Raw genomic sequence first — 26,381 nt, 5'->3', positions numbered from 1 at the left:
GTCTCGCGGCCTAGAATGGGGTCACTATGACTTCCTCCGCCGCGACCGCGCTGAACCCTGCCGATCAGATCCCCACCGTCACCCCGGACACCCCTGTCCGCGTGCGCTTCTGCCCGTCGCCCACGGGCACCCCGCACGTCGGCCTGATCCGCACGGCCCTGTTCAACTGGGCTTACGCGCGTCACACGGGTGGGACGTTCGTGTTCCGGATCGAGGACACGGACGCGCAGCGCGACTCGGAGGAGAGTTACCAGCAGATCGTCGAGGCCCTCAAGTGGCTCGGGCTGACGTGGGACGAGGGCATCGAAGTGGGCGGCCCGCACGAGCCCTACCGGCAGTCCCGCCGCCTCGACCTCTACAAGGACGTCGCCGCGAAGCTCAAGAACGCGGGCTTCCTCTACGAGTCGTACTCGACGCCGGCGGAGATCGAGGCACGCCACCGCGCCGCGGGCCGCGACCCGAAGCTCGGGTACGACAACTCGGACCGCGACCTCACGGCCGAGCAGGTCGCCGCGTTCCGCGCCGAGGGCCGCGAGCCCGTGCTCCGCTTCCGCATGCCGGAGGAGGACGTCGTGTTCAACGACCTCATCCGCGGCGAGATCACCTTCAAGGCCGGGAGCGTCCCCGACTTCGTCGTGGTCCGCGCCGACGGCTCGCCGCTCTACACGCTCGTCAACCCGGTCGACGACGCGCTCATGGGCATCACGCACGTGCTCCGCGGCGAGGACCTGCTTTCCTCGACCCCGCGCCAGGTCGCGCTGTACCACGCGCTCCACGCCGTGGGCGTGGCCTCCTACATGCCGCTCTTCGGGCACCTCCCGTACGTCCTCGGCGAGGGCAACAAGAAGCTCTCGAAGCGCGACCCGCAGTCGAATCTCTTCCACCACCGAGACCGCGGCTTCATCCCGGAGGGCCTGCTCAACTACCTCGCGCTCCTGGGCTGGTCGCTGTCCGCGGACGAGGACATCTTCACGGTCCAGCAGCTCGTCGAGAACTTCGACATCTCCTCGGTCCTGCCGAACCCCGCGCGGTTCGACCAGAAGAAGGCCGAGGCCATCAACGGAACGCACGTGCGGCTCCTCGAGCCCGCGGACTTCCGCGATCGACTCGTGCCGTACCTTCGCGCGGCCCACGTGGTGGGGGAGACCCTGACTCCGCGCGAGGAGGCGATTCTCACGGAGGCGGCCCCGCTCATCCAGGAGCGCATCACACTGTTGGGCGAGGCGCCCGGAATGATTGGCTTCCTCTTCGCGGAGGACTCGGCGATCGAGGTGGAGGACGACGGGCGGAAGGGGCTCCCGGAGAACGTCGCCGACGTGGTCGGCGCGGCCATTGCGGCCCTCGAGCCGCTCGAGGACTGGACCGCCGAGGCGATCCAGGACGCGCTGCGCGCGGCGCTCGTGGAGGGGCTCGGCATCAAGCCGCGCCTCGCGTTCGGGCCGGTCCGCACTGCTGTCTCGGGTCGACGGGTCTCCCCGCCGCTTTTCGAGTCCATGGTCATCCTCGGCAAGGATTCGTCGCTCGCGCGGCTCAAGGCGTTCCATGGCTGATTCGGTCTTGGCGCCGGCGGCCGGCCGGCCGTCGCACGGTACGGTCGCCGGGGTCCTGCTCGACATCGACGAGACGCTCGTGGACCTCGAGGGCGCGATGCATCAGGCGCTCCGCGAGGTCACCGCGCCGTACGCGGCGCTCACCGAGGCCGGCTGGACCGAATTCTGCCTCATGTTCACGCGAGGCTCGGATGACATCTACGACCGCTACGTGGCCGGCGAGATCACCTTCGCCGAGCAGCGGGTTCAGCGCGCCGAGCGCTGCCTCGCGAACGCCGGCACGGCCTTCGTGGACGGCGCGGCCGCTCTTGCGTGGCTCGGCGCCTACGAGGCCGCGCAGCCGAACTACGTCCGCGCGTTCCAGGACGTCGTCCCCCTCCTCGACGCGCTCGACGCCGCCGGGGTTCCGTACGGCGCCGTGAGCAACAACGTGCACGACTACCAGCGCGCCAAGCTCGATACAGCTGGCCTGGGCCGCATCAGGGTCCTCGTGGGCATCGACGCGGTCGGCGCCGCGAAGCCTGATCCCGCGATCTTCCGTGAGGGACTTCGCCTCCTGGGGACGGCCGCCGAGGCCACCGTCTACGTCGGCGACAACCCTCGCCACGACGTCATCGGTGCAGCCAGCGCCGGCCTCCGCGGCATCTGGCTCAACCGCTCGGGGCGGGCCCTCCCCGAGGATGTGGCCGGCTCGGTGGCCGAGCAGATCACGGGGCTTGGGGAGCTCCCCGCCCTCATCGGCATCACCTAGCCAGGGGAGCTGCCGGTTGGCGTTCGCGGGCTTGTCAGCCCCCGCCGAAACCTGCTGGGATCCGCAGGCCTGGGTATCTCGAATCGCGGCACGGCGGACGCCACGCCGGGCCCCTGCCGATTTGGCAGCGTGGCTCGCGATCCAGTAGAGTAATTACTCGTGCTGAGGGGCACGGAGCGAACCGGACGGCAGTCCGAGGAGCCCTGACCCGGCAGACACCTTGGGATATGGTGTAATTGGCAACACTACGGTTTCTGGTACCGTCATTCTAGGTTCGAGTCCTGGTATCCCAGCTCCTGATGTCCGCGATCGAGTCGCGGCCTGACGGTCGGTAAAGTGCGCGGCCCCATCGTATAGCGGCCTAGTACGCCGCCCTCTCACGGCGGTAACGCGGGTTCGAATCCCGCTGGGGTCACGAAGTTCGGCGTTCTGCGCCGGACTTTCTCAATGCCTTCTTTGGGAAGGTAATGCCTTCTTTACGGAAGGTGCAGTGTGCGGCCCCATCGTATAGAGGCCTAGTACGCCGCCCTCTCACGGCGGTAACGCGGGTTCGAATCCCGCTGGGGTCACTGCAGAAGAACACCCTCGGTCCTCGGACCGGGGGTGTTCTGCGTTTCGGGTACAGATAATCCGGCCCAGACACGTTTCGGGTACAGATAATCCTGCCCAGAAACGTTTCGGGTACAGATAATCCGGCCCAGAAACGTTTCGGGTACAGGTGATCTGTACCCGAGATGGCCAAGGGCGGGAGTTGGTGTACCCGAGACGTGTCTGTGTGGGAGTTGGTGTACCCGAGACGGTCAGGGGAGCTTGGCCAGGGCGGACTGGACTTTCAGCAGCGTGCGGAGGTTGCGCGTCGTGGTCGTGGCCTTGTACTTGGCCTTGCCGGTCGCCTCGCCCATCGTGCTGTCGAGCGTTCCGCCCACGGGTGCGAGCCAGGCCGTCGCGACGGGGGAGAGGCGCGTGTGCTCGGTGCCGCCGCCCTCCGCCAGCTCCCAGAGCTCGTCGAGCACGGAGGGATCCGTGGAGAGCGTCACGTACGCATGGGTGGTCTCGTCATCGGGAGGGTAGGTGCACGCACCCACGGTCGCGTCGACGTCGTCCGCCGTCATGACGATGACCCATGCGTCGTACCCGAAGGACTTCCGGAGCGCGCCCTGGACCGCCTCCTTGAGCTCGTCCGCGTCGAGATCCGAGCGCAGTACCGCGTTCCCGCTCGCGAGGAGCGTCGAGACGTCCGTGACGGGCAGCTCGGAGAGGGCCGTCTTGACGTCCGCCATCCTGAGGTTAATCCCGCCCACGTTGACCCCTCGGAGGAATACGGCGTAGGCGGTCACTTGGTCTCCTCGGGTGACTCGGGTTCCTGGGGCGGGTCTCAGTCGTTGGCCTTGCGCAGCGCCTCGCTGAGGAGCCGCGCCGCGCCGCAGACCACCTCAGCATGCTGACGGCCGGGCTGGCGGGTCAAGCGTTCGATCGGCCCGGAGATCGAGACTGCCGCGATGACCCGGCCGGACGGCCCGCGCACAGGCGCGGACACCGAGGCGACCCCCGGCTCGCGTTCGCCGAGCGACTGGGCCCAGCCCCGCCGTCGTACGCCGGCCAGGACCGTCGGCGTGAAGCGCGCATTGTTGAGCCCCTCAAGGAGCCGGTCGTGGTCCTCCCAGGCGACGAGCACCTGGGCCGCCGAGCCGGCCTTCATGGTGAGCTGCGTGCCGACCGGAATCGTGTCGCGGAGGCCCACTGGGCGCTCGGCAGAGGCGACGCACACGCGCCAATCACCCTGGCGGCGGAAGATCTGCGCGCTTTCGCCCGTCGCGTCGCGCAGTTGGACGAGAATGGGTCCGGCAGCGGCGATGAGGCGGTCCTCGCCGGCCGCCGAGGCGAGTTCGACGAGCCGCGAGCCGAGCACGAAGCGCCCCTGGATATCGCGCGCCACGAGTCGGTGGTGGACGAGGGCGAGAGCGAGGCGGTGCACGGTGGGTCGGGCCAGGCCCGTGGCGGCGACGAGCTGCGCGAGGGTCGTCGGGCCGGCCTCGAGGGCGTCGAGCACCATGGCGGCCTTGTCGATCACGCCGACGCCACTAGAATTGTCCATAGGTTGATATTGCCGTCTCAATATCTGAGATGCAAGTCGACGGACTGGCCCCGATCCGGGGCGCCTGCTGGACTGGTGAAGAGGCGCTTGGAGGCGCACGGAATCGAAGGGAGCTGGCCATGGGACGCACTTTGGCCGAGAAGGTCTGGGACGCGCACGTGGTGCGCAAGGGCGAAGACGGCCAGCCCGACCTCCTCTACATCGACCTTCACCTCGTGCACGAGGTGACGTCGCCGCAGGCGTTCGAGGGGCTCCGCCTCGCCGGCCGCCCGCTGCGCCGCCCCGACCTCACCATCGCGACCGAGGACCACAACACCCCGACGCTCGACATCGACAAGCCGATCGCGGACCCCACGAGCCGTACCCAGATCGAGACCCTGCGCGCCAACTGCAAGGAGTTCGGGGTGCGTCTCCACTCGCTCGGCGACAAGGAACAGGGGATCGTCCACGTGGTGGGCCCCCAGCTGGGACTGACGCAGCCGGGCCTGACGATCGTGTGCGGCGACTCGCACACATCGACGCACGGCGCGTTCGGCGCGCTCGCGATGGGCATCGGCACGTCCGAGGTCGAGCACGTCATGGCGACCCAGACGCTCCCGCTCAAGCCCTTCAAGACCATGGCTATCACGGTGGAGGGCACGCTCAAGCCGGGCGTGAGCTCCAAAGACATCATCCTCGCCGTGATTGCCAAGATCGGCACCGGCGGCGGCCAGGGCTACGTGCTCGAATACCGTGGCTCCGCGATCCGCGCGCTCTCGATGGAGGCGCGCATGACCATCTGCAACATGTCGATCGAGGCCGGCGCCCGCGCCGGCATGGTCGCCCCGGACGAGACCACGTACGAATTCATGAAGGGCCGCCCGCACGCCCCGCAGGGAGCTGAGTGGGATACCGCCGTCGAATACTGGAACACCCTGCACACCGACGAGGACGCCGTCTTCGACGCCGAGGTCTTCCTCGACGCGGACGAGCTCGAGCCGTTCGTCACGTGGGGCACGAACCCGGGTCAGGGCGTCTCGCTCTCCGAGGCGGTCCCGGACCCGGACTCCTTCGGCGACGAGAACTCGAAGTCCGCCGCCCGCCGCGCCCTCCAGTACATGGACCTCGCCCCCGGCACGGCCATGAAGGACATCCGCGTGGACACCGTCTTCCTCGGCTCGTGCACGAATTCGCGCCTCGAGGACCTGCGCGCCGCGGCCGACATCGTCCGCGGCCGGCAGAAGGACCCGAACGTGCGCATGCTCGTGGTCCCGGGCTCGGCCCGCGTGCGGCTCGAGGCCGAGGCTGAGGGCCTGGACAGGGTCTTCAAGGAGTTCGGCGCCGAGTGGCGGTTTGCCGGCTGCTCGATGTGCCTTGGGATGAATCCGGACCAGCTCGCGCCGGGGGAGCGCTGCGCGTCCACCTCGAACCGCAACTTCGAGGGCCGCCAGGGCAAGGGCGGCCGCACGCACCTCGTCTCTCCTGTCGTCGCCGCCGCGACGGCCATCCGCGGAACGCTCTCGTCGCCGTCGGACCTCGAACCCATCCCAGCCGCGACGAGCGCCGCCTGAGCCGCGGGCCCCGGCCACGAACGATACGGAGTTAGCCATGGAGAAGTTCACCTCCCACACCGGCATCGGCGTCCCGCTGCGTCAGAGCAACGTCGACACGGATCAGATCATCCCCGCGGTGTTCCTCAAGCGGATCACCCGCACCGGCTTCGAGGACGCCCTGTTCGCGTCCTGGCGCAAGGACGAGCAGTTCATCCTCAACCAGGAGCCCTTCAACCAGGGCTCGGTGCTCGTGGCCGGACCGGACTTCGGCACCGGCTCGTCGCGCGAGCACGCCGTGTGGGCCCTCAAGGACTACGGCTTCAGGGCCGTCCTCTCGTCCCGCTTCGCAGACATCTTCCGCGGCAACTCGGGCAAGCAGGGGCTCCTTGCCGCCGTCGTGGCGCAGGACGACGTCGAGCTCATCTGGAAGGAGCTCGAGAACCACCCCGGCACCCAGATTACGGTGGACCTCGAGTCCAAGACGGTCACGTGCGGGAACCTCGTGGCCCCCTTCGAGATCGACGACTACACGCGTTGGCGCCTCCTCGAGGGCCTCGACGACATCGGCCTCACGCTCCAGCGCGAGGCGGACATCGCGGCCTACGAGGGCCAGAGGCCCTCCTTCAAACCGACCACCCTCCCAGCCCGAGGCTGAGCCGGGAGGCCCGGCCGCCCACCCGGTCGAGCCTCCCCTCACCCGGCTGCGGGATTCGCCGGGCCACGGAGGAGCTTCTATGCTTAGCAGGTCCGTGGCCGGTCCGGTGGGTCAGGCGAGCAGTGAGGAAGCAATGCATATGAGCAGTGTCCTGACCATCCGCGGCGGCGTGCCGCTCTCGGGGCGGGTGACCGTTCGTGGAGCAAAGAACCTCGTCCCGAAGGCCATGGTCGCGGCCCTGCTGGGCGACGAGCCCTCTACCCTCCGGAACGTCCCAGACATCAAGGACGTCGAGGTCGTCACGAGCCTCCTCCGACTCCACGGAGTCGAGGTCGAGCGGGACGCAGTGCGCGGCGAGCTCACGCTGGACCCCGCGAACGCGCGCACGGCACACGTGGCCGACATCGACGCGCACGCGGGCGATTCACGCATCCCCATCCTCCTGTGCGGGCCGCTCATCCACGCCATCGGCGAGGCCTTCATCCCCGACCTCGGCGGCTGCCGCATCGGCGACCGCCCCATCGACTACCACCTTGGAGTCCTGCGCCAGTTCGGCGCCGTCGTCGACAAGCGCCCGGGCGGCATCAGCATCTCGGCGCCCAAGGTCCTCAAGGGATCGAAGATCTCCCTCCCGTACCCGAGCGTGGGTGCGACGGAGCAGGTCCTGCTCAGCGCCACCAAGGCCGAAGGCATCACCGAGCTCACGGGCGCGGCGACCGAGCCGGAGATCGTGGACCTCATCGCCGTCCTGCAGAAGATGGGCGCGCTCATCTCGATCCAGTCCGACCGCACGATCCGGATCGAGGGCGTCCCCTCGCTCGGGGGCTACACGCACACGGCACTCCCTGACCGCAACGAGGCGGCGTCGTGGGGCTGCGCGGCCCTCGTGACGAAGGGCGACATCTTTGTCGAGGGTGCGCTCCAGCGCGACATGATGACGTTCGTCAACACGTTCCGGAAGGTCGGGGGCGGTCTTGAGATCGGCGACGACGGCATCCGCTTCTTCCATCGCGGTGGCAAGCTCTCGCCGCTCGTCGTCGAGACGGACGTGCACCCGGGCTTCATGACGGACTGGCAGCAGCCGCTCGTCGTCGCGCTGACCCAGGCCGAGGGCGTCTCGATCGTGCACGAGACCGTCTATGAGAATCGATTCGGCTTCACGGAGGCCCTCCGGCGCATGGGCGCGACCATCCAGGTGCACCGCGAGTGCCTCGGGAGCGTTCCCTGCCGCTTCGGGCAGCGCAACTTCCTGCATTCCGCCGTCATCTCCGGCGCCGCGGAGCTCAAGGGCGCGGAGTTCGACGTGCCGGATCTGCGCGGCGGGTTCAGCCATCTCATCGCGGCCCTTGCGGCCGAGGGCACGTCCCGCGCGACCGGCGTGGACGTCATCAAACGCGGCTACGAGCACTTCACGGACAAGCTGGAGGCCCTGGGAGCCCAGTTCGACCTCGAGGAGCGTGCAGCGTGAGCCGTCCGGTCCGGGCCGAGTCGATCGGGGAGCGCATCGCCTTCGCGATCGCCGGGGGCGTGGTGAGGCCCACCATGAACGCCCTCCTCGGAAAGAGGTGGCTCGGCACCGAGCGCCTGCCCGAGGGCGGCTTCATCGCCTGCCCGAACCATTGCACCGAGATCGATCCGCTCGTGGTGGGGCACATGCTGTACAACATGGGGCGGCCTCCGCATTTCCTCGCGAAGGCGGGCCTGTTCAAGCCCCCGGTCGTGGGACAGATCATGCGGGGCACGAAGCAGATCCCCGTGGACCGCAGCGGAGCCGGCGGGGGCCAGTCCCTCGAAGTCGCGCGGGAGGTCCTCGACGAGGGCGGCGCGATTCTCATCTACCCCGAGGGCACGCTCACGCGCGATCCGGACCTGTGGCCCATGAAGGGCCACACCGGCGCCGCGCGGCTAGCCCTCAAGACGGGCGCCCCGGTCGTTCCGATCGCCCACTGGGGAGCCCAGGAGCTCTTCCCGCGTTACGCGAAGCGCCTGTACACGTGGCCGCGCAAGCACGTCCGCGTGCTCGTGGGCGACCCCGTGGACCTGAGCGAGTTCAAGGACCGCCCGCTCGACAAGTCGACTCTCGTTGCGGCCACCGAGAAGATCATGGCGGCCATCACGGAGCTCCTCGCAGAGCTGCGGGGCGAGGAGGCCCCGGCGGAGCGGTGGGACCCGTCGGCGCACCAGCAGCCCAAGCACGGCCGGGACGTCGAGCGCGGCGCGAAAGGCTCCACGCACGATGGCGGGATCCCCGCGTGAGCGCTGACGTCACCGCCGTGGGGCGCGCCTCGGAGACCGGGCCCGCGAGCTCGCCGGCCCGTGAGGCCGAGCTGGAGCTCACGAGCATCGCGGTCTTCGGCGCCGGGAGCTGGGGCACGACGTTCGCCAAGGTCCTCGCGGACGCCGCCGCGGCGAGCGGAGTGGAGCGCACCATCCGGATCTGGGGCCGCAACCCGGAGACGATCGCAGACATCAATCGGCACCGGAACCAGCGCTACCTCGGCGACATCGAGCTGCCGGCCACGGTGACGGCCACCGTCGATCCCGCCGAGGCGCTCGCCGGAGCCCAGCTCGTGGTGTTCGCGGTTCCCGCCCAGTCGCTGCGCGCGCAGCTCGAGGCCTGGCGCGGCCTGATCCCGCCCGGCGCGGTCGTGATGTCGCTCATGAAGGGCCTCGAGGTCGGCTCCGACCTGCGCATGAGCCAGGTCATCTCCGACGTTGCCGGCGTTCCCGCGGAGCGAATCGCCGTCCTCTCCGGCCCCAACCTCGCGATGGAGATCGCGCGGCGCGAGCCGACCGCTTCCGTCGTCGCGTGCGGGGACCAGGCGCTCGCGCTGCGGCTCGCCCGCGCCTGCACGGCACCCTATTTCCGGCCGTACACGTCCACTGACGTGGTCGGCGCCGAGATCGGCGGGGTCGTCAAGAACGTCATTGCGCTGTGCGTAGGGATCTGCGAGGGCAAGGGCATGGGCGACAACACGAAGGCCTCCGTGATCACGCGAGGCCTCGCCGAGACGACGCGCCTCGCGGTGGCGCTCGGCGGCGACGCCCAGACGTTGTCCGGGCTCGCGGGGCTCGGGGACCTCGTCGCGACGTGTGCGTCGAAGCTCTCCCGCAACCACACCGCAGGAACGCTGCTCGGCCAGGGTTTCACCGTGGACGAGCTCGGCCAGCACATGACCCAGATCGCCGAGGGCATCAAGTCGGCCCCGGCGGTGCGCGAGCTCGCGCGGCGGGTCGGCGTCGAGATGCCCATCACCGAGGCCGTGGTCGGCGTTCTCGCCGGCAGGGTCGAGGTCGACCAGCTTGAAACGCTCCTGCTCGCTCGCGAGCTCAAATCGGAAGGCGAATAGCGTGTCCAACACTGCAGGTTCCGAGCGCGGCGCCCCCGAGGGAAACGGCCCCGAGAACTCCGCCCCCGAGGGAACCGGTCCTGAGAGCCCCGGCCCCGGGCGCAAGGTCCGCGTCGCGCTCCTCTTCGGCGGCCGCTCGAGCGAGCACGCCGTGAGCTGCGTGACGGCCGCCGGCGTCATGAACGCGATCGACGCGGCCAAGTACGAGGTGCTGCCGATCGGCATCTCCAAGGACGGCCAGTGGGTCCTCTCCGACGGCAACTGGCAGCAGTGGGCGCTCAACGCCGGCGAGATGCCCGAGGTACATGCCGGCTCCGAGACCGTGAGCCTCGCGGGCGGACCCGGGCGCCCGGGCCTCGTGGTGACCCGGCCCAACGAGGTCCCGCGCGAGCTGGGCGAGGTCGACGTCGTGTTCCCGCTCCTGCACGGGGCGTTCGGAGAGGACGGGACGGTCCAGGGGCTGCTCGAGCTCGCGGACGTCCGCTATGTCGGCGCGGGCGTGCTCGCGTCGGCGGTCGGGATGGACAAGCACTTCATGAAGGTCGCGTTCGAGGCCGCCGGCCTGACCGTGGGTCCGTATGTCGCGGTGACCGACAAGGAATGGCGCCGCGACCCCGAGGGGGTGCGCGCCGCCGTCGGCCGTCTGGGCTTCCCCGTCTTCGTCAAGCCGTGCCGCGCGGGCTCCTCGGTGGGGATCACGCGCGTCGAACGTCCGGAGGATCTCGACGCCGCGATCGCCGAGGCGCGCCGGCACGACCTGCGGATGGTCATCGAGGCCGCGATCACGGGCCGGGAGATCGAGTGCGGCGTGCTCGAGGGCCACGGCGCCGAGCCCCCGCGGACCTCCCTCCCCGGCGAGATCGTGGTGCAGGGCGACGACCACACGTTCTATGACTTCGAGGCGAAGTACGTCGAGGACAACGCCGCCGCGCTGAGCTGCCCCGCGGATCTTCCCGAGGAGGCCATCGCGCGCGTTCGCGAGCAGGCGGCGCTCGCGTTCGACGCCGTCTCCGCAGAGGGCCTGAGCCGCGTGGACTTCTTCTACACGCCCGAGGGCGAGCTCGTGATCAACGAGATCAACACGATGCCCGGATTCACGCCCATCAGCATGTACCCGCAGATGTGGGCGGCGACCGGGCTTGCCTACCACGACCTCATCGACGAGCTCATCCAGCTCGCACTCGAGCGGCCCACGGGCCTGCGCTAGCCGCCGGGGCTTGGGCTCGAGGCCGGTTCGCGCCGGGCCGCCCGGCGGGTGCCGGGCCCGGCAGCAGGCCCTCGCGACGCCGCGGGCCTCAGCCCTTCGGCAGCTGGGCCACCTCGGCCTGCCCGACGCACTTCGCGGTCTGGGGGACCTTCGCGACCGCCGAAGCGAGCGTCGCCAGGACCGTCGCGGAGCTGATCTTCGAGCTGTCGAGGAGTAACTCGGTCGCGGGCGAGCGCCCGAACGTCGTGAGGACGTACGTCCCGTTCTCGGTGTCGGTGCCTTGCGAAGCGGGTGCCGAGGCCGAGGGCGACGCCGTGGGGTGGGGCCCGGCTCCCGAGGTGGCGGGGCCGCTCGGGCTCGCGGACGCCGAGGCCGACGGCGACCGGCCAGCCTCGCGAATCACCCAGTCCACGCCGTTGACGGTCACGCAGCGGTCCGTCGTGGGCCCCGGCGAGGCGACGCCGCAGCGGAGCACGACGGCGGAGGGGTCGCCCCACGCTGCGGTCGCCTGGCTTGTCGTCTTCCGCAGCGCCGCGTCGCCGATCGAGTCCGGAAGCGCGATCATCTCGGGAGCGCACGCGGGGTTCGCGGCGTCCGGGGCGGCCTCGACGGACACGGCGGTGCCGCATGCGCTGAGCGAGGCGGTGAGACCCACGGCCAACGCCAGCGCAGAAGCGCGCAGTACGGCGCCCGTTGAGAGGCTGTTCGCACGGCGACGGCTGCGAGGCATGGTCCTCCTCGGGACGGATTCGGGGGTGCCGAGCGAGCGGCCCGGCCCTTTCAAGACTACTAGGCTGAGACCGTGCCCACGTTCCCCCTGACACCGACGGTCGGCGAGCTGAGCGAGGGGGAGCTCCTCGCACGGATCCTTCCCCGGCTCGCCGGAGGACCGCCCGCGCTGCTCGGCCCAGGCGACGACGCCGCCGTCGTTGCGGCCCCCGACGGGCGGGTCGTCGTCACGACCGACACGCAGACCCAGGACGCCGACTTCCGGCTCGAGTGGCCCAACGGCTACCGCCATACCGGCCGCGACGTGGGCTGGAAGGCGGCCGCGCAGAACCTCAGCGACGTCAACGCCATGGGCGCGGTCGCGACGGCGATCGTCGTGAGCCTCACGCTCCCGCCTGCCACGCCCGTCGAGTGGGTCGAAGGCGTCGCCGACGGTCTCGCCGAGGCGGTCGCGGCGCTCGGCGCGGCGCGCTGTGCCCTGGCCGGCGGGGACCTGGGACGGGGCCGCGAGCTCTCGATCACCGCGACGGTTCTGGGGAGCCTCGACGGGCGCCAGGCCGTGCTGCGCAGCGGCGCCCGCCCGGGTGACGTGGTCGCCGTCGCCGGTTCGCTCGGCCCCGCCGCCGCGGGTCTCGCCCTGCTCGAGGGCGGCCCCAGCTACGAGTCGCTCGGCGCCGAGCTCCGCGAGCTCGTGGGCCGGCAGTGCCGCCCGGTCCCGCCGCTCGAGGCCGGTCCCGCGGCCGCGCGCGGGGGAGCCACCGCGCTGATGGACCTCTCCGACGGGCTCCTGCGGGACGGGGGGCGCCTCGCGGAGGCGAGCGGTGTCCGCCTCGACCTCGATCCGACGGCCCTCGCGGCCCAGGCCGCGCCCCTCGTCGCCGCGGCCGAGGTCCTCGGAGTGGACCCCCTCGAGTGGGTCCTCGGCGGCGGGGAGGACCACGGACTCCTCGCGACGTTCCCCGCCGCAACACAGCTTCCGCACGGGTTCGCTGCGATAGGCTCGGTGTTGCCCGCCGTCGGCGGGGCGCCCGGGGTGTCCGTGGGTGGACATCCAGCGGCAACGAGGGGATGGGACCACTTTGCCAGCTAACAACGCCGCCAAACCGGCGTCCAACGCGGCCGCGATGCGCCGCTGGCTGGGCATGGCGGAGACGGTGCTGGCCAACCACAGCGACCGGCTCAACGCGATCAACATCTTCCCGGTGCCGGACGGCGACACGGGCACGAACCTCTACCTCACGGCGCGGGCTGCGTCGGAGGCGGCCGCCGAGTGTGACAGCTCCGACCTCGGCACGGTGATCGGCGCGGCCGGGCACGCCGCGATGGAGGAGGCCCGCGGAAACTCGGGGACGCTCTTCGCCGTCTTCCTCGACGCGTTCGCCGTGCCCCTCGCGGGCCAGCCGCGGCTGAGCGGCCCGCTGCTCGCCGAAGCCCTGCACCGCAGCCGTATCCGGGCGTGGTCGGCGCTCAGCGAGCCGGTCGAGGGGACGATGCTGTCCGTCCTGGCAGCCGCGGCCGACGCGGCGGCCGACGCGAACTCGGGCATGGACGCGAACGCCGACAAGCCCCACAGCAACGCGGCCCTCGCGCGGACGCTCGACGCGGTCGTCGACGCGGCGGTGGCCGCGGTCGTCGACACGGAGGGCCAGCTCCCGAGCCTGCACGATGCGAACGTCGTGGACGCGGGCGCGGTCGGCCTGCTCCTCGTGCTCGGCGCGCTCCGCGCCGCTGTGCTGGGCGTCGGGCTCGCCGAGCCGATCGTCGACGCGCTCCACGGCTTCGACGTCCAGGATCCGCACATCCACGCGGAGCAGCCGGCCGCGCAGGGCGTCGAGCTCATGTGCACCATTACGCTCAGCCCGCTCGACGCCGCCGGGCTCCGCCACCGTCTCGATGAGCTGGGCGAATCAGTCATTATGAGCCCGCTCGGTCCGCTCGACGAGGACTCGGGCTGCGTCCGCTGGCGGGTCCACGTCCACGTCCGCGAGCCAGAGGACGCGCTCGCGGAGATCCGTCGCCTCGGCGAGCCCGAGCGGATCTCGCTGACCGAGCTCCGCCCCGACCATGCGAGCTGAGCGCAGCACCGGGCTCGACCGGCTCATCGGTGCGCGGAGCGGGAAGAAGTTCGCCGACCAGCTCGGAATCACGACGGCGGGGGAGCTCCTGGGGCACTTCCCGCGCCGCTACCTCGCGCGCGGCGAGCTCACGCCCATCCGCGAGCTCCCGTTCGACGAGGACGTGACACTCGTGGCGCAGGTCGTCTCCACCTCGACACGGCGCATGAACCAGCGCAAGGGGAGCATTACCGAGGTGCTCGTGAGCGACCGCCCCGGGCAGACGAACGGACCGAGCACGCTCTCGCTGACTTTCTTCAACGGCATCAAGGCGTCGCGCCAGCTCACGCGCGGCGTGGTGGCCATGTTCTCCGGACGCGTGGGCATGTATCGCGGGCGGCTCCAGCTCACCAATCCGATCTATGAGCTGCTCGATCCGGAGGAGCTCGACGCCGAGGCTGCCGCCAAGCTCGCGGGTCGCCCGATCCCCGTCTATCCCGCGACGGCGGCGGTGCCGAGCTGGACCATCGCCAAGGCCATGGAGACGGTGCTGGGCGCGTTCGATCTGGAGTCGCTTCCGGAACCGGTCCCGGAGCTGCTGCTCCGGAAGTACCGCTTCCCGTCCGCGGCTGAGGCTTACCGGATGATCCACGTCCCGGAGAACGACGCCGAATGGCGCCTCGCGCAGGATCGCTTCCGTTTCGAGGAGGCCCTCGTGCTCCAGACCGCGCTCGCGCGGCGGCGGGCCCAGCATGCGGCCCTCCCGTCCCGCCCGAGTCCGGCGCGCCGCGGCGGCCTCCTCGACGCGTTCGACCGTGGGCTCCCGTTCGAGCTCACCGCGGGCCAGCGCGGCGTCGGCGAGCTCCTGGCCGAGGAGCTGTCCCTGGCCCACCCGATGAACCGGCTGCTCCAAGGCGAGGTCGGCTCGGGAAAGACGGTCGTGGCCCTCCGCGCCATGCTCCAGGTCGTGGACGACGGCGGCCAGGCGGCGCTGCTTGCGCCCACCGAGGTCCTCGCGTCCCAGCACTACGCCTCGATCCGCGCGACGCTGGGGCCGCTCGTGCGCGAGGGCCTCCTGGGCGGCGCCGGTGACGACGGCGTCGAGGTCGCCCTGCTGACGGGCTCGCAGTCCGCCGCCGAGAAGAAGCGCAGCCTGCTCGCGGCCGCGAGCGGGCAGGCCGGCATCGTCATCGGGACCCACGCGCTCCTGTCCGAGAACGTGCAGTTCGCGGATCTGGGCCTCGTGGTGGTCGACGAGCAGCACCGCTTCGGAGTCGAGCAGCGGGACGCCCTCCGGGCCAAGAGCCTCGCAACGCCGCATCTCCTCGTCATGACGGCGACGCCCATTCCCCGGACGGTCGCGATGACGGTCTTCGGGGATCTCGAGACGTCTGTCCTTCGCGAGCTCCCCGCGGGCCGATCGCCCATCGCCACGCACACGGTGGGCCTCGTCGAGAACCCCTTGTGGGAGCGGCGCATCTGGCAGCGGGCCCGCGAAGAGGTCGACTCCGGGCGGCAGGTCTACGTCGTGTGCCCCACGATCGGAGCCGGCGACCGGGGGGAGGACGACTTGGACGCGCTCGACGCGGCGACGTGGGGCGGGGCGTTCGCGGCGCCCGAGCCGGCGCAGGCGGTGTCCGTCACGGAGATCGTCGAGCAGCTCGAGGCCGAGCCGGCGCTCGACGGCGTGAAGGTCGGCGTCCTGCATGGCCGGCTCGACACGGAGTCGAAGGCGGCTGCGATGCGAGCCTTCGCCTCGGGGGAGACGGGTGTCCTCGTCGCGACGACGGTGGTCGAGGTCGGCGTCGACGTCCCCAACGCGACGCTCATGGTCATCCTCGACGCGGACCGCTTCGGCATCGCGCAGCTGCATCAGCTGCGGGGCCGCGTGGGCCGCGGCGGGCACGCCGGAACGTGCCTCCTCGTCACGCGGCTCGAGCCCGGCCACCCGAGCCGAGAGCGGCTCGCGGCCGTCGCGGCGAGCACAGACGGGTTTGAGCTCGCGCAGCGTGATCTCGAATTCCGGCGCGAGGGCGACATCCTGGGCGCAAGCCAGTCGGGCCGGCGCTCGACGCTCCGGCTCCTGCGGGTGCTCCGCGACGGCGACGTCATCGCGCGCGCCCGCGAGGATGCCCTCGAGCTCGTCGGGGACGACCCCGAGCTCGAGCGGCACCCGGAGCTGGCCGCGGCGATCGACGACTATCTGGACCCGGAGCGGGAGGTGTTCCTCGAGCGTGGCTGAGAACCAGACCGCGAGACGGATGGCGAGACGGATGGCGAGACGGACGGATCGGGTGCGGAAGGGGAGCGCGGCATGACCCGGATCATCGCCGGAATCGCGGGCGGCGTGCCGCTGGCTGCCGTTCCGGGATCGGCCACGCGCCCCACGACCGATCGGGTCAAGGAGGCGCTCTTCTCCCGCCTTGACGCTCTCGGCATGCTGAGTCGCGCGCGCGTCCTCGACCTCTACGCAGGCTCGGGGGCGCTCGGCGTCGAGGCGGCGAGCCGTGGTGCCTCGACGGTCGAGCTCGTGGAGGCGGACGCGAAGGCCGCCCAGGTGTGCGAGCGCAATGCCCGGACCGTCAACGAGGCCGTGAGCCGCCGGGCCGTTACCGTGCGGCGCTCCAAGGTCTCGGTGTTCCTCGAGAAGGTCCCGCTAGGGGCCCACTGGGACCTCGTGCTCATGGATCCTCCGTACCCGCTCGGTGAGGAGCAGCTCGCGGACGTGCTCGGCGCGGTGGCCCCCCGCCTCGCCGCGGACGCGCTCGTCGTCGTCGAGCGTTCGACGCGCTCGCCCGAGCCGGCCTGGCCGGACGGCCTCGCCCACTACGCCGATCGGAAGTACGGCGAGACCCACCTGTGGTTCGCCGAGCCGACCGCGCCCGCGGGGCAGGGCAGCGCCGGAATGTCGGAGCCTGCGCCTAGCTTGGAGACATGAGGATTCTCGAGCAGGTCGCTGCCGCAAGCGTCCAGGACGCGCCGCAGTGGTGGCAGATCGTGTCCTCGTTCGCTCCCGTTGGGACGTTTGCCACGGCCGTCGTAGCGGCGTTCGTTGGCCTCTGGACGCTCCGGCAGCGCGCCCAGGCCGACCGAAGGGCTGAGTTCTGGCGCCGCACGGAATGGGCCCTCACGGCGACCGTGAGCCCGGACCCGCAGATGCAGGCCATCGGCACCGAGCTTCTCGCGACGCTCGCCCGGAGCGAGCTCGTGGCCAGCGACGAGGAACTGATGTTCCTCGATGCCGTGTGGCTCGAGCCGATCGCCGAGGCCGCGGAAGCCTATCTCGACGATGAGCTGGGCCTCGACGAGGATCCGGACCATACTGGGAGGGACGGTCCTAATGGCGGGCCCGAGGAAACGGGGGAGCGATGAGCCACGAGAGGCCTCAAGTGACACCGAAGCACGCCGGCGCCTCCAGGCTGCCCGTGCGGCGCCCGGGCTCCTCAGACCGCCGCGTCCAAATCGCTGCCGCGAAGCTCCGCGTCGCCCTCGACGAGCGCCTCAACCGCGAGACGCCCGACTGGGTCAAGCGGCTCGCCGAACAGCGTCTCGCGAGCTAGCTGTCCAGCCGGCCGCTCTGCCCGCTGCCGGCAAGCGCATCGAGCTCGACGCCGCGGCGCAGCTCGGTGGGGTGCGGGCCCGCCGCGATCAGCGCGTCGCTCCACCCTTCCGGCCACGGGACCTGCAGGCCCACGGCCACGAAGTTGCCGGGGAACCTCGCCTCGAACATGTCGGGCTCGCTGAGCGCAGCGACCTCGCGGAACACGGTGCGCATGGCCGCGAGCTGCGAGCGCACGAGCGTCAGCGGCGGGTCGTCGCCGATGTTCACGAGCATGGCGCCGTCCCGATCGAGCAGCGCGGCTGCCTCGGCGTAGAAGTCGCGATGCGACAGATGGCTCGGCGCCCCGGGGCCCGAGAAGACGTCGAGGACGATCGCATCGAAAGGCGCCCTGTCCGCGAGGTCCGCTAGCTCCCACCGCGCGTCGCCGATGCGGGTTTCGAGGACGGTCCCCAGGGCGAGCGGGAGCTGGTCGAGGACGAAGCCGAGCAGCTCGCGCTCGCGTTCGACGGCGACTTGCGGCGACCCTTCTCGGCTCGCCTGGACGTAGCGCGCCAGAGTGAGCGCCCCCGCGCCGAGATGGAGGACGCGCAGCGGTTCGTCGGGCGGCTTGAGCACGTCGAGCACGTTCGCGATGCGGCGGAGGTAGGCGTAGAAGACGTGGCGCGGCGCGGCGAGGTCCACGTGGGACTGCTCGGACCCGCCGATCGAGAGGACATACGCCCCGGGCACGAGCTCGTCCGGGGAGATCGTCGCGTGGGTGCCCAGACCCGCGAGGTACCGGCTCGCACCGGGGCGGGGGCCGCCGTCGTCCGTTCCGCCGCTCACACGAGCCCGCCGAGGCGCGCGAGCCTGGCCGCGGCGTCGTCGAGGACGTCCTCGCGCTTGCAGAACGCGAAGCGCAGGAGCGACCGCGTGCGCTTCGCACCCTCGTCGTGGCAGAAGACGGAGACGGGAATCGCGGCGACGCCCACGAGTTCGGGGAGGCGGCGCGCGAGGTCGAGGGCGTCGTCGAAGCCGATCGCGGCGGTGTCCGCCGTGATGAAGTACGTCCCGTCCGGCAGATAGACCGTGAGGCCGGCGCGGCGCAGCCCGTCGGCGAGAATGTCGCGCTTGCGCCGGAGCGACGCCGCCGCGCCCGCGAAGAACTCGTCGGGGAGCCCGAGGCCCAGTGCCACGGCCGCCTGAAACGGCGTCCCGGAGCTGTACGTGGTGAACTGCTTGACGGTGCGCACACGGGCCACGAGTTCTTCGGGGCCCGTGACCCAGCCGATCTTCCAGCCCGTGAAGGAGAAGGTCTTTCCGGCCGAGGAGATCGTGAGCGTCCGCTCGGCCGCGCCGGGGAGCGTCGCGACCGGGATGTGCGGCTCGCCGAAGACCAGGTGCTCGTACACCTCGTCGGTGACGATCACGGCGTCGTGCCGTGCGGCGAGCTCCACGACGCGCTCGAGCACGTCGCGCCCGAACACGGCCCCGGTCGGGTTGTGCGGGTTGTTCAGGATCACGAGGCGGGTCCGCGGGCCGAATGCGGCCTCGAGCTCGCGCAGGTCCGGCTGGAAGCGGGGCGCATGAAGCGGCACCGTGACATGGTTGGCGCCGGCGAGCCCGATCATCGCGCCGTACGAGTCGTAGAAGGGCTCGAACGTGATGACCTCGTCGCCGGGCTCCGCGAGCGCGAGCACGGCCGCCGCGATGCCCTCGGTGGCGCCGGTCGTGACCACGACCTCAGCCTCGGGGTCCGGTTCGAGCCCGTAGAACCGAGACTGGTGCTCCGCGATGGCATGGCGCAGCACCGGCAGGCCCTTGCCGGGCGCGTACTGGTTCGAGCCCTCCGCGATCGCGCGGCGCGCGGCCTCCTTCATCTCCGCGGGGCCGTCCTCGTCCGGGAAGCCCTGGCCGAGGTTGATGGCCCCGGTCCGAACCGCGAGGGCGGTCATCTCCTCGAAGATCGTCACGCCGAGGCGCCCATCGTCGCCGAGCAGGTTCGCGCCGGCCGCCGTCCGCTGCCAAGGGGAAGTCACCTGCCCATGCTAACCAGCGCCTGCGGGGCCGAGCGGGTATGTTGACAGCATGAGACGCGCGGTGTGCCCCGGTTCCTTCGACCCGATCCACAACGGCCACCTCGAAGTCATCGCGCGCGCCGCGAACCTGTTCGACGAGGTGGTCGTCGCCGTGTCGACCAACTACGCGAAGAAGTACCGGTTCTCCACCGAGGAGCGGATCGAGATGGCCCGCAGGACGCTCGGGGCGATCAGCGGGATCCTCGTCGAGCCCATGGGCGAGGGGCTGCTCGCCGAATACTGCCGCCAGCGCGGCGCGTCCGCGATCGTCAAGGGCCTGCGCTCGTCGTCGGACTTCGACTACGAGCTGCCCATGGCGATCATGAATCGCCAGCTGGCCGGGGTCGAGACGGTGTTCCTCCCCGCCGAGGCGCACTACGTCCACCTGTCCTCGACGCTCGTCAAGGAGGTCCACGACCTCGGCGGCGACGTGTCCGAGTATGTGCCGCGCGCCGTACTCGCTAGGCTGGACGCGACGACGCCGCGTGCGGGGTCCTGAGCGCCGCGCGAGCGGCGTCGGGAGGCGGCGCTGCGTGAACGGCGCTTCCGTTTTTGCCTTGGCCCCCACACAGGCTAGGATTGTTTGTCGGTCTATGTTCCACAGGAGTTCTCATTAAGCGCGAAGGACGTTCGCCCTTGACCATCGAAGTCAAGGACCTCGGGCGAAGCCCGGGCACAATGCGGACACTGGAAGAGCATGTTCCCGCACCGAGCGAGCTCGGTGTGGCGCTCATCGGCGTCAAGGAGGGGTCCCCCGTGGACCTCGATCTGCGGCTTGAGTCTGTCCACGAGGGGATCCTGGTATCGGGAACCGCACGCGTCGATGTAACCGGCGAGTGTGGACGGTGCCTGGATGCCATCGAGTACAGCCTCGAGGTCGATGTGCAAGAGCTTTTCTCCTTCGAGGGCGCTGAGTCCGCCGGGGGAGAAGACGAGGAAGAGCAACGTCGAGTCGAGCACGATTCCATCGATCTTGAGCCGGTGTTGCGGGACGCAGTGGTGACCATGCTGCCGTTCCAGCCGGTGTGCCGGGAGGACTGCCCGGGGCTCTGCCCCGAATGCGGCATCCGACTTGCAGACGAGCCGGGCCATCATCACGAGGTCGTTGACCCGCGATGGTCGGCCTTGGCTGAGTTGGCTAGGCCCGACCGGCACCGAGATGAATAAGTGTTGGCCCTAAGAGAGAAATGAGTTAGCCGTGGCAGTTCCCAAGCGGAAGATGTCCCGCTCGAACACGCGCGCCCGCCGGTCCCAGTGGAAGGCGACTGCGCCCAACCTGATCAAGACGGTCGAGAACGGCCGTGTGACCTACAGCCTTCCGCATCAGGCGAAGGTCGTGACCGACTCGGCCGGCACTGCGCTCTTCATGGAGTACAAGGGCCGCAAGGTCGCCGACGTCTGACAGACCGTCGGGCCGCCAAATGCCTGCTCGCGATGAGCTTCTGAAGCGTCTCGGCGTCGATATCGACGCCGAGACGCTTCGTCTTGCCTTGACCCATCGCTCGTATGCGTACGAGAACGGCGGCATCCCCACCAACGAGCGCCTCGAGTTCCTCGGCGACTCGATCCTCGGCTTCTCCGTGACGGACCACCTGTACAGGGTGTACCCCGACCTGTCGGAAGGCGAACTGGCCAAGCGGCGCGCCGCCGTCGTGAGCACCCGCGCCCTCGCGAGCATCGCTCGTCGCCTCGGCGTTGGCGAGTGCATCTACCTCGGCCACGGCGAGAAGGTCACGAACGGCAAGAACAAGTCCTCGATCCTCGCGGACACCATGGAGGCCCTCATCGGGGCCACCTATATCTCCAACGGCCTCGAGGACGCGCGCTGCCTCGTCGTGAGGCTCGTCGGCCCGCTGCTCGAGGACGCCGCAGTCCTCGGCGCCGGCACCGACTGGAAGACGCACATCCAGGAGCTCGCAGCGAACCGCCAGCTCGGCAGCATCCACTACGCGGTGGTCGGCGACGGCCCCGATCATGCCCGCACGTACACCGCGACGCTCCTCATCGGCGGCGTCGCCTACGGGACCGGAACGGGCAATTCCAAGAAGGAAGCCGAGCAGCAGTCCGCGTCCAGCGCGTGGAAGATCCTCGGCCCCGAGACCGCCGCGGCCGGCGCGCACGATTCAGGCGGAGCGGCGTAGGCCTTGCCTGAGCTCCCCGAGGTCGAGGTCGTCCGACGCGGCCTCGCGACATGGGTCGCCGGGCGCCGCATCGAGTCCGTCGAAATCCGTGACCCCCGCTCGCTCCGCCGGCATCTGCTGGGCGGCGAGGACTTCCGCGGCCAGCTTAAGGGCGCCACGGTGGTCGACGCGGTGCGCCGCGGCAAGTTCCTGTGGCTCCCGCTTTCGGACGCGACGGCCGACGACGGCGGGTCGCCCCACACGGCGCTCCTGGCCCACCTCGGCATGAGCGGCCAGCTCCTCGTCGAGGACCCGGGCCAGCCGGATGAGAAGCACCTCAAGGTGCGCCTGACGCTCTCGCCTGCGCCCGGGCTCCCGGACGAGCTGCGCTTCGTGGACCAGCGCATCTTCGGGGGCCTCGCCGTCGTCCCTCTCGTTCCGACCTACGACGGCGGCCCGGGCGGCCACGGCGCGCGCCCCCTCCCGCTCATCGCTGCCGACGCCAAGCACATCGCGCGGGATCCACTCGACCCGTTCTTCTCCGCCGAGGCGTTCCACGCCCGGCTGCACACGCGCCGGACCGGCCTCAAGCGGGCGCTGCTCGACCAGACCCTCGTCTCCGGGATCGGGAACATCTACGCGGACGAGGCGCTCTGGGCGGCGCGTCTCCACTACGCCCGGCCCACCGACACCCTGCGCCGGACCGAGACGCTGCGCCTCGTCGACGCCGTGCGCGACGTCATGACCCGGGCGCTCGACGCCGGCGGGACGAGCTTCGATTCCCTCTACGTCAACGTCAACGGCGCGTCCGGCTACTTCGACCGCTCGCTGTCGGCCTATGGGCGGGCCGGGCAGCCGTGCGCGCGCTGCGCCGAGGACGGCCGGACGAGCATCATGGTCCGCGAATCATTCATGAACCGGTCCTCCTACCGGTGCCCCTACTGCCAGCGGCCTCCACGCAACGCCCGCTGGTAGCCGCGGATCCGCGGGGTGGTGGTGGCAGAATGGCGCACAGCCTGCCCTGCGCGCAGGTTGTGCCCGCCGCTCTCATCTACCCATCCTCCCTACCCGCAGCCAGCAGGGGAGCCACTGACAGGAGACCCCCGGTCCTTTGCACCTCAAGACCCTGACCATCCGAGGCTTCAAGTCCTTCGCCTCGGCGACCACGTTCGAGTTCGAGCCGGGCGTGACGGCCGTGGTCGGCCCCAACGGCTCGGGCAAGTCGAACGTGGTCGACGCACTCGCGTGGGTGATGGGGGAGCAGGGCGCGAAGACGCTCCGCGGCGGCAAGATGGAGGACGTCATCTTCGCGGGGACGTCCGGGCGGCCGCCGCTGGGGCGCGCCCACGTCGCGCTCACGATCGACAACGCCGACGGCGCGCTCCCCATCGACTACGCCGAGGTGACGATCTCCCGCACGCTCTTCCGTACGGGCGGCTCCGAATACGCGATCAACGGGGACTCCTGCCGGCTCCTCGACATCCAGGAGCTTCTGAGCGATTCGGGCCTCGGTCGCGAGATGCACGTGATCGTGGGCCAGGGGCAGCTCGACCGGATCCTGCACGCGACGCCCGAGGACCGCCGGGGCTTCATCGAGGAGGCCGCCGGCATCCTCAAGCACCGTCGCCGCAAGGAGCGCACGGTGCGCAAGCTCGACGCGATGCAGGGCAACCTCCAGCGCCTCGCCGACCTCACGGGGGAGATCCGTCGGCAACTCGGTCCGCTCGGCCGGCAGGCGCAGGTGGCCCGGAGGGCCCAGACGATCCAGGCAGATGTGCGCGACGCGCGCGCCCGCCTCCTCGCCGACGACGTCGTGCGGCTGCGCGATTCGCTCGAGCAGGACCGCGCGGACCAGTCGGCGCTCACGACCCGCCGCGCCGACGTCGAGCGTGAGCTCGAGGCCGCGCGGCGCGAACAGGCCGAGGCCGAGCACGCCGCCGCCATCGCGACCCCGCGGCTCAACGCCGCGAGAGACCTCTGGTATCGCCTCTCGTCGGGGCGGGAGCGGCTTCGATCGCTGGCCAACGTCGCCGAGGAGCGCCGCCGCCTGCTCGGAACCTCGGAGCCGACCCACTCCGGCCGTGATCCCGAGCGTCTCGAGCGGCAGGCCGAGGAGGCGCGAGAGGAGCTCGCCGTGCTCGACGAGGCGCTCGAGGTCCGCTCGGAGGCCCTCGAAGCGGCGTCCGAGGCGCGGGCCGAGGCAGAGGAGGACGCCGCAGCGGAGGATCGTCGGCACACCGCGCGGCTCCGGGCGTCTGCGGACCGGCGCGAAGGCCTCGCCCGGCTGGCGGGAAGCGTCGGCGCCGCGCGGAGTCGGGTCGAGGCGGCCGAGGGCGAGATCGGGAGGCTGCGCGCCACGCTCGCGTCCGCGTCCGAGCGCCGCCGGGCCGCGGAACTGGAATTCACGGCGCTCGAGACCCAGGTGGCGGGCGTCGAGGAAGGCGAAGAGGGCCTCGACGCCGACTACGAGGAGGCCGCCGAGGCCCAGGAGACCGCGGAGGCCCAGCTCGTCGCGATCGAGGAGCGGCGGCGCGACGCCGAGACCGCCCGGCGCTCGCTCGAGGCCAGGCTCGACGCGCTCCGCGCGGGCCTGCGCGGGCGTGACGGGAGCGGCGCCGTCGTCGCCTCCGGCGACGGCGTGCTCGGCGCCGTGCCCGCCCTCGTCAAGGTCGAGCCCGGCTTCGAGGCCGCCGTCGCAGCCGTGCTGGGCCCCGTGGCCGAGGGCCTCGCGATGGACGGCGCGGACGCGGCCCACCGCGCGCTCGAGCGGCTCCGCGAGGACGACGGCGGGCAGGCGGCCCTTCTCGTCGGCGGCGGGCCGGAGCCGGACGCCTCCCCGGAGCGGCCCGAGCTCCCCGAGGGGGCCAGCTGGCTCGACGCCGTGGTGACGCCCGACGCGCGGGTGAGGGCCGCCGTCGTCCGCCTCCTCGGTGGCGCCGTCGCCGCCGTGGACGCCGCCCAGGCCCGGTCGATTCTCGCCGAACACCCCGAGCTCACGGTGGCGACGCACGGTGGCGACGTCCTCACGTCGGCCTCGGTGCGGGGCGGTTCGGCGGCGGCGCCGTCCACGATCGAACTCCAGGCGCAGGTCGAGGAGGCCGAGGCGGAGCTCGCGACGGCTCAGGCAGAGCACGAGCGCGCCGGGTTCGAGCTCGCGGGCGCCCGCGAGCGCGTGCGCGAGGCGACCCAGCGCGCGGACGCGGCCCTCGCCGCGCTTCACGATTCCGACGCGAAGTTCGCGGCAGTCGCCGAGCGGCTCGCAGCGCTCGGCGCCCAGCTGCGCGGCGCCACGGCCGAGGACGAGCGGCTCCGCGCGTCGCTCGAGGCCGCCCGGGAGCACCTCGAGAAGGAGCAGGAGGCCCTCGCGACCGCGGCCGAGCGCCTTGAGGCAGCAGAAGAGGCTGACGCCGAGGAGGAGCCGGACGCCGAGCCGTCCTCGGACGAGCGCGACCGCCTCGCGCAACGGGCGACGGCGGCGCGCGCCGCGGAACTCGAGGCTCGCCTCGCGCTGCGCACGGCAGAGGAGCAGCACCGGGCGCTCGCCGCGAGGGCCGAGTCGCTCGAGCGTGCGGCCGCGGGGGAACGCAAGGCGGCCGCCGAGGCCGAGCGCCGCGCGGCGGAGCGCGCCCGGAAGGCCGCGCAGGCGGGCGCCGTCGCGCGCGCCGCCGTGCTCGGAGTCGCGGCGATGGACCGCGCCGTCGAGGAGGCCGCCGAGGAGCGCGACGCCGCCGAGGAGCGACGGACCGCGCTCGACGAGCGGCTCGCCGCGCTGCGGACCTCGACCGAGGCGCTCGCCAAGGAGCTCGCCGGGCTCAGCGACGCGGCCCACCGCGACGAGCTGGCGCGGGCCGAACTCGTGCTCCGGCTCGAGGCCCTCGAGGACCGCGCCGTCGAGGAGCTGGGGCTTTCGGCCCAGCAGCTCGTGGACGAGTTCGGCCCGCACCTCCCCGTGCCTGTCCCGGAGGAGGGTGGCGACAAGTGGGCCGCGCTCCGCGTCGAGGTCGACGACGACGGCAAGCCCGTGGGCGGTGCGCCCTTCGTGCGGTCCGAGCAGGAGAAGCGGCTCAAGAAGGCGGAGCGGGACCTCTCGGCCCTGGGGAAGGTCAATCCGCTGGCGCTCGAGGAGTTCGCGGCCCTCGAGGAGCGGCACCGCTTCCTCAACGATCAGCTCGAGGACCTCAAGTCGAGCCGGCGGGACCTCCTGGCGATCATCAAGGACGTCGACGAGCGCGTCCAGCGCGTCTTCACGGAGGCGTTCTCGGACACCTCTGCCCAATTCGAGCGCGTCTTCGGCCGGCTCTTCCCTGGCGGCGAAGGGCGCCTCGTGCTCACCGACCCCGCGGACATGCTCACCACCGGGATCGAGGTCGAGGCTCGGCCCGCGGGCAAGAAGATCAAGCGCCTCTCGCTGCTCTCGGGCGGGGAACGATCGCTCACGGCGGTGGCGCTGCTCGTGGCGATCTTCAAGGCGCGCCCCTCGCCGTTCTACGTCATGGACGAGGTCGAGGCCGCGCTCGACGACACGAACCTCGGGCGGCTCATCACGATCTTCGAGGAGCTGCGGGAGTCGAGCCAGCTCATCGTCATCACGCACCAGAAGCGCACCATGGAGGTCGCGGACGCGCTCTACGGGGTGTCGATGCGCGGTGACGGCGTCTCGACCGTGGTGAGCCAGAAGCTCGAACGGGTGTGAGCCCGGACCGCGGGCCGGCCACCGAG

Annotated in this window: 25 protein-coding genes and 3 tRNA genes; 23 read left to right on the top strand and 5 right to left on the bottom strand. The window is 71.2% G+C overall.

The genetic code is table 11. The features are described from left to right. Window positions 1–26: 26 nt before the first annotated feature. The 5 genes from gltX (at window position 27) to E6A26_RS11740 (ending at window position 2,870) form a co-directional block, all read left to right on the top strand. Window positions 27–1,550 (top strand): glutamate--tRNA ligase, encoded by a 1,524-nt coding sequence (gltX, locus tag E6A26_RS11760; protein ID WP_136611382.1) that lies wholly within the window; start codon window positions 27–29, stop codon window positions 1,548–1,550. After that, window positions 1,543–2,301 (top strand): HAD family hydrolase, encoded by a 759-nt coding sequence (locus E6A26_RS11755; protein ID WP_136611381.1) that lies wholly within the window; start codon window positions 1,543–1,545, stop codon window positions 2,299–2,301. The genes gltX and E6A26_RS11755 overlap by 8 nt, the downstream gene beginning before the upstream one ends. Window positions 2,302–2,522: 221 nt before the next feature. Beyond that, window positions 2,523–2,594, top strand: a tRNA-Gln gene (locus E6A26_RS11750). Between the two features lie 49 nt (window positions 2,595–2,643). Then, a tRNA-Glu gene (locus E6A26_RS11745) sits at window positions 2,644–2,716 on the top strand. A gap of 81 nt (window positions 2,717–2,797) precedes the next feature. After that, a tRNA-Glu gene (locus tag E6A26_RS11740) sits at window positions 2,798–2,870 on the top strand. A gap of 231 nt (window positions 2,871–3,101) precedes the next feature. Here the strand turns inward: E6A26_RS11740 and E6A26_RS11735 are convergent. After that, on the bottom strand, window positions 3,102–3,638 hold the full coding sequence (locus E6A26_RS11735) for a DUF1697 domain-containing protein (protein ID WP_136611380.1): 537 nt from the start codon (window positions 3,636–3,638) through the stop codon (window positions 3,102–3,104). 38 nt (window positions 3,639–3,676) lie between these two features. Beyond that, window positions 3,677–4,396 (bottom strand): IclR family transcriptional regulator, encoded by a 720-nt coding sequence (locus tag E6A26_RS11730; RefSeq protein ID WP_136611379.1) that lies wholly within the window; start codon window positions 4,394–4,396, stop codon window positions 3,677–3,679. Between the two features lie 119 nt (window positions 4,397–4,515). On the opposite strand from E6A26_RS11730, the gene leuC reads away from it, so the two are divergent. The 6 genes from leuC to E6A26_RS11700 all read left to right on the top strand — a co-directional run bounded on the left by leuC (window position 4,516) and on the right by E6A26_RS11700 (window position 11,140). After that, the gene (gene leuC, locus E6A26_RS11725; RefSeq protein WP_136611378.1) at window positions 4,516–5,946 is read left to right on the top strand and encodes a 3-isopropylmalate dehydratase large subunit; all 1,431 of its coding nucleotides are present in this window, start codon (window positions 4,516–4,518) and stop codon (window positions 5,944–5,946) included. Window positions 5,947–5,983: 37 nt separating this feature from the next. Next, on the top strand, window positions 5,984–6,583 hold the full coding sequence (gene leuD, locus E6A26_RS11720) for a 3-isopropylmalate dehydratase small subunit (protein ID WP_136611377.1): 600 nt from the start codon (window positions 5,984–5,986) through the stop codon (window positions 6,581–6,583). Between the two features lie 139 nt (window positions 6,584–6,722). Continuing rightward, window positions 6,723–8,051 (top strand): UDP-N-acetylglucosamine 1-carboxyvinyltransferase, encoded by a 1,329-nt coding sequence (gene murA / locus E6A26_RS11715; RefSeq protein ID WP_136611376.1) that lies wholly within the window; start codon window positions 6,723–6,725, stop codon window positions 8,049–8,051. Window positions 8,052–8,125: 74 nt separating this feature from the next. After that, window positions 8,126–8,839, top strand: coding sequence for a lysophospholipid acyltransferase family protein (locus tag E6A26_RS11710; RefSeq protein ID WP_136611413.1), 714 nt, complete (start codon window positions 8,126–8,128; stop codon window positions 8,837–8,839). Window positions 8,840–8,910: 71 nt separating this feature from the next. Then, window positions 8,911–9,933, top strand: a complete 1,023-nt coding sequence (locus E6A26_RS11705; protein WP_136611412.1) for an NAD(P)H-dependent glycerol-3-phosphate dehydrogenase — start codon at window positions 8,911–8,913, stop codon at window positions 9,931–9,933. 1 nt (window position 9,934) lies between these two features. Continuing rightward, window positions 9,935–11,140 (top strand): D-alanine--D-alanine ligase family protein, encoded by a 1,206-nt coding sequence (locus E6A26_RS11700; protein ID WP_136611375.1) that lies wholly within the window; start codon window positions 9,935–9,937, stop codon window positions 11,138–11,140. An 88-nt stretch (window positions 11,141–11,228) separates the two neighbouring features. Here E6A26_RS11700 and E6A26_RS11695 read toward each other — a convergent pair whose 3' ends face one another. Beyond that, window positions 11,229–11,870 carry a DUF3515 family protein gene (locus tag E6A26_RS11695; RefSeq protein ID WP_136611374.1) on the bottom strand — a complete coding sequence of 214 codons (642 nt, stop codon included), beginning with the start codon at window positions 11,868–11,870 and terminating at the stop codon, window positions 11,229–11,231. A 72-nt stretch (window positions 11,871–11,942) separates the two neighbouring features. Between E6A26_RS11695 and E6A26_RS11690 the strand changes: the two genes are divergently transcribed. The 6 genes from E6A26_RS11690 to E6A26_RS11665 all read left to right on the top strand — a co-directional run bounded on the left by E6A26_RS11690 (window position 11,943) and on the right by E6A26_RS11665 (window position 17,483). Continuing rightward, entirely contained in the window at window positions 11,943–12,959 is a 1,017-nt protein-coding gene (locus E6A26_RS11690; protein ID WP_136611373.1) for a thiamine-phosphate kinase, read from the top strand. A 34-nt stretch (window positions 12,960–12,993) separates the two neighbouring features. Continuing rightward, entirely contained in the window at window positions 12,994–13,944 is a 951-nt protein-coding gene (locus E6A26_RS11685; RefSeq protein ID WP_136611411.1) for a DAK2 domain-containing protein, read from the top strand. Continuing rightward, window positions 13,934–16,165 (top strand): ATP-dependent DNA helicase RecG, encoded by a 2,232-nt coding sequence (locus tag E6A26_RS11680; protein ID WP_136611372.1) that lies wholly within the window; start codon window positions 13,934–13,936, stop codon window positions 16,163–16,165. The genes E6A26_RS11685 and E6A26_RS11680 overlap by 11 nt, the downstream gene beginning before the upstream one ends. Before the next feature lie 72 nt (window positions 16,166–16,237). Beyond that, a complete protein-coding gene (gene rsmD / locus E6A26_RS11675; protein WP_136611371.1) occupies window positions 16,238–16,861 on the top strand; it encodes a 16S rRNA (guanine(966)-N(2))-methyltransferase RsmD in 624 nt (207 codons plus the stop codon). Then, entirely contained in the window at window positions 16,858–17,295 is a 438-nt protein-coding gene (locus E6A26_RS11670) for a hypothetical protein (RefSeq protein ID WP_136611370.1), read from the top strand. The genes rsmD and E6A26_RS11670 overlap by 4 nt, the downstream gene beginning before the upstream one ends. Window positions 17,296–17,312: 17 nt before the next feature. Beyond that, the gene (locus E6A26_RS11665) at window positions 17,313–17,483 is read left to right on the top strand and encodes a hypothetical protein (protein ID WP_234865385.1); all 171 of its coding nucleotides are present in this window, start codon (window positions 17,313–17,315) and stop codon (window positions 17,481–17,483) included. Here the strand turns inward: E6A26_RS11665 and E6A26_RS11660 are convergent. Both E6A26_RS11660 and E6A26_RS11655 read right to left on the bottom strand, forming a co-directional pair. Next, window positions 17,480–18,310: a spermidine synthase gene (locus tag E6A26_RS11660; RefSeq protein ID WP_136611368.1), complete on the bottom strand. Its 831-nt coding sequence runs from the start codon at window positions 18,308–18,310 to the stop codon at window positions 17,480–17,482. The two genes, E6A26_RS11665 and E6A26_RS11660, sit on opposite strands and share 4 nt — an antisense overlap. After that, a complete protein-coding gene (locus E6A26_RS11655) occupies window positions 18,307–19,503 on the bottom strand; it encodes a pyridoxal phosphate-dependent aminotransferase (protein ID WP_234865383.1) in 1,197 nt (398 codons plus the stop codon). The genes E6A26_RS11660 and E6A26_RS11655 overlap by 4 nt, the downstream gene beginning before the upstream one ends. A 49-nt stretch (window positions 19,504–19,552) precedes the next feature. On the opposite strand from E6A26_RS11655, the gene coaD reads away from it, so the two are divergent. The 6 genes from coaD (at window position 19,553) to smc (ending at window position 26,355) form a co-directional block, all read left to right on the top strand. Continuing rightward, a complete protein-coding gene (gene coaD, locus E6A26_RS11650) occupies window positions 19,553–20,041 on the top strand; it encodes a pantetheine-phosphate adenylyltransferase (RefSeq protein ID WP_136611367.1) in 489 nt (162 codons plus the stop codon). 137 nt (window positions 20,042–20,178) lie between these two features. Further along, complete coding sequence (locus E6A26_RS11645; protein WP_136611366.1) at window positions 20,179–20,709, top strand: YceD family protein; 531 nt, start codon at window positions 20,179–20,181, stop codon at window positions 20,707–20,709. 31 nt (window positions 20,710–20,740) lie between these two features. Continuing rightward, a complete protein-coding gene (gene rpmF / locus E6A26_RS11640; RefSeq protein ID WP_136611365.1) occupies window positions 20,741–20,944 on the top strand; it encodes a 50S ribosomal protein L32 in 204 nt (67 codons plus the stop codon). Window positions 20,945–20,963: 19 nt separating this feature from the next. Then, on the top strand, window positions 20,964–21,683 hold the full coding sequence (gene rnc / locus E6A26_RS11635; RefSeq protein ID WP_136611364.1) for a ribonuclease III: 720 nt from the start codon (window positions 20,964–20,966) through the stop codon (window positions 21,681–21,683). Between the two features lie 3 nt (window positions 21,684–21,686). Further along, window positions 21,687–22,637 (top strand): bifunctional DNA-formamidopyrimidine glycosylase/DNA-(apurinic or apyrimidinic site) lyase, encoded by a 951-nt coding sequence (mutM, locus tag E6A26_RS11630; protein ID WP_136611363.1) that lies wholly within the window; start codon window positions 21,687–21,689, stop codon window positions 22,635–22,637. 136 nt (window positions 22,638–22,773) lie between these two features. Next, window positions 22,774–26,355: a chromosome segregation protein SMC gene (smc, locus tag E6A26_RS11625; protein WP_211129094.1), complete on the top strand. Its 3,582-nt coding sequence runs from the start codon at window positions 22,774–22,776 to the stop codon at window positions 26,353–26,355. Window positions 26,356–26,381: the final 26 nt, after the last annotated feature.

The sequence above is a fragment of the Sinomonas albida genome, assembly GCF_004919045.1.
In the GTDB taxonomy this organism is placed as follows: Bacteria; Actinomycetota; Actinomycetes; order Actinomycetales; family Micrococcaceae; genus Sinomonas; species Sinomonas albida.
This window is presented reverse-complemented; position numbering and strand designations above follow the sequence as displayed.

Coding starts and splice junctions, on each gene's coding strand:
- gltX (WP_136611382.1), top strand. CDS start 27: ATGACTTCCTCCGCCGCGACCGCGCTGAACCCTGCCGATCAGATCCCC.
- E6A26_RS11755 (WP_136611381.1), top strand. CDS start 1,543: ATGGCTGATTCGGTCTTGGCGCCGGCGGCCGGCCGGCCGTCGCACGGT.
- E6A26_RS11730 (WP_136611379.1), bottom strand. CDS start 4,396: ATGGACAATTCTAGTGGCGTCGGCGTGATCGACAAGGCCGCCATGGTG.
- leuC (WP_136611378.1), top strand. CDS start 4,516: ATGGGACGCACTTTGGCCGAGAAGGTCTGGGACGCGCACGTGGTGCGC.
- leuD (WP_136611377.1), top strand. CDS start 5,984: ATGGAGAAGTTCACCTCCCACACCGGCATCGGCGTCCCGCTGCGTCAG.
- murA (WP_136611376.1), top strand. CDS start 6,723: ATGAGCAGTGTCCTGACCATCCGCGGCGGCGTGCCGCTCTCGGGGCGG.
- E6A26_RS11710 (WP_136611413.1), top strand. CDS start 8,126: ATGAACGCCCTCCTCGGAAAGAGGTGGCTCGGCACCGAGCGCCTGCCC.
- E6A26_RS11695 (WP_136611374.1), bottom strand. CDS start 11,870: ATGCCTCGCAGCCGTCGCCGTGCGAACAGCCTCTCAACGGGCGCCGTA.
- E6A26_RS11685 (WP_136611411.1), top strand. CDS start 12,994: ATGCGCCGCTGGCTGGGCATGGCGGAGACGGTGCTGGCCAACCACAGC.
- E6A26_RS11680 (WP_136611372.1), top strand. CDS start 13,934: ATGCGAGCTGAGCGCAGCACCGGGCTCGACCGGCTCATCGGTGCGCGG.
- rsmD (WP_136611371.1), top strand. CDS start 16,238: ATGACCCGGATCATCGCCGGAATCGCGGGCGGCGTGCCGCTGGCTGCC.
- E6A26_RS11670 (WP_136611370.1), top strand. CDS start 16,858: ATGAGGATTCTCGAGCAGGTCGCTGCCGCAAGCGTCCAGGACGCGCCG.
- coaD (WP_136611367.1), top strand. CDS start 19,553: ATGAGACGCGCGGTGTGCCCCGGTTCCTTCGACCCGATCCACAACGGC.
- rnc (WP_136611364.1), top strand. CDS start 20,964: ATGCCTGCTCGCGATGAGCTTCTGAAGCGTCTCGGCGTCGATATCGAC.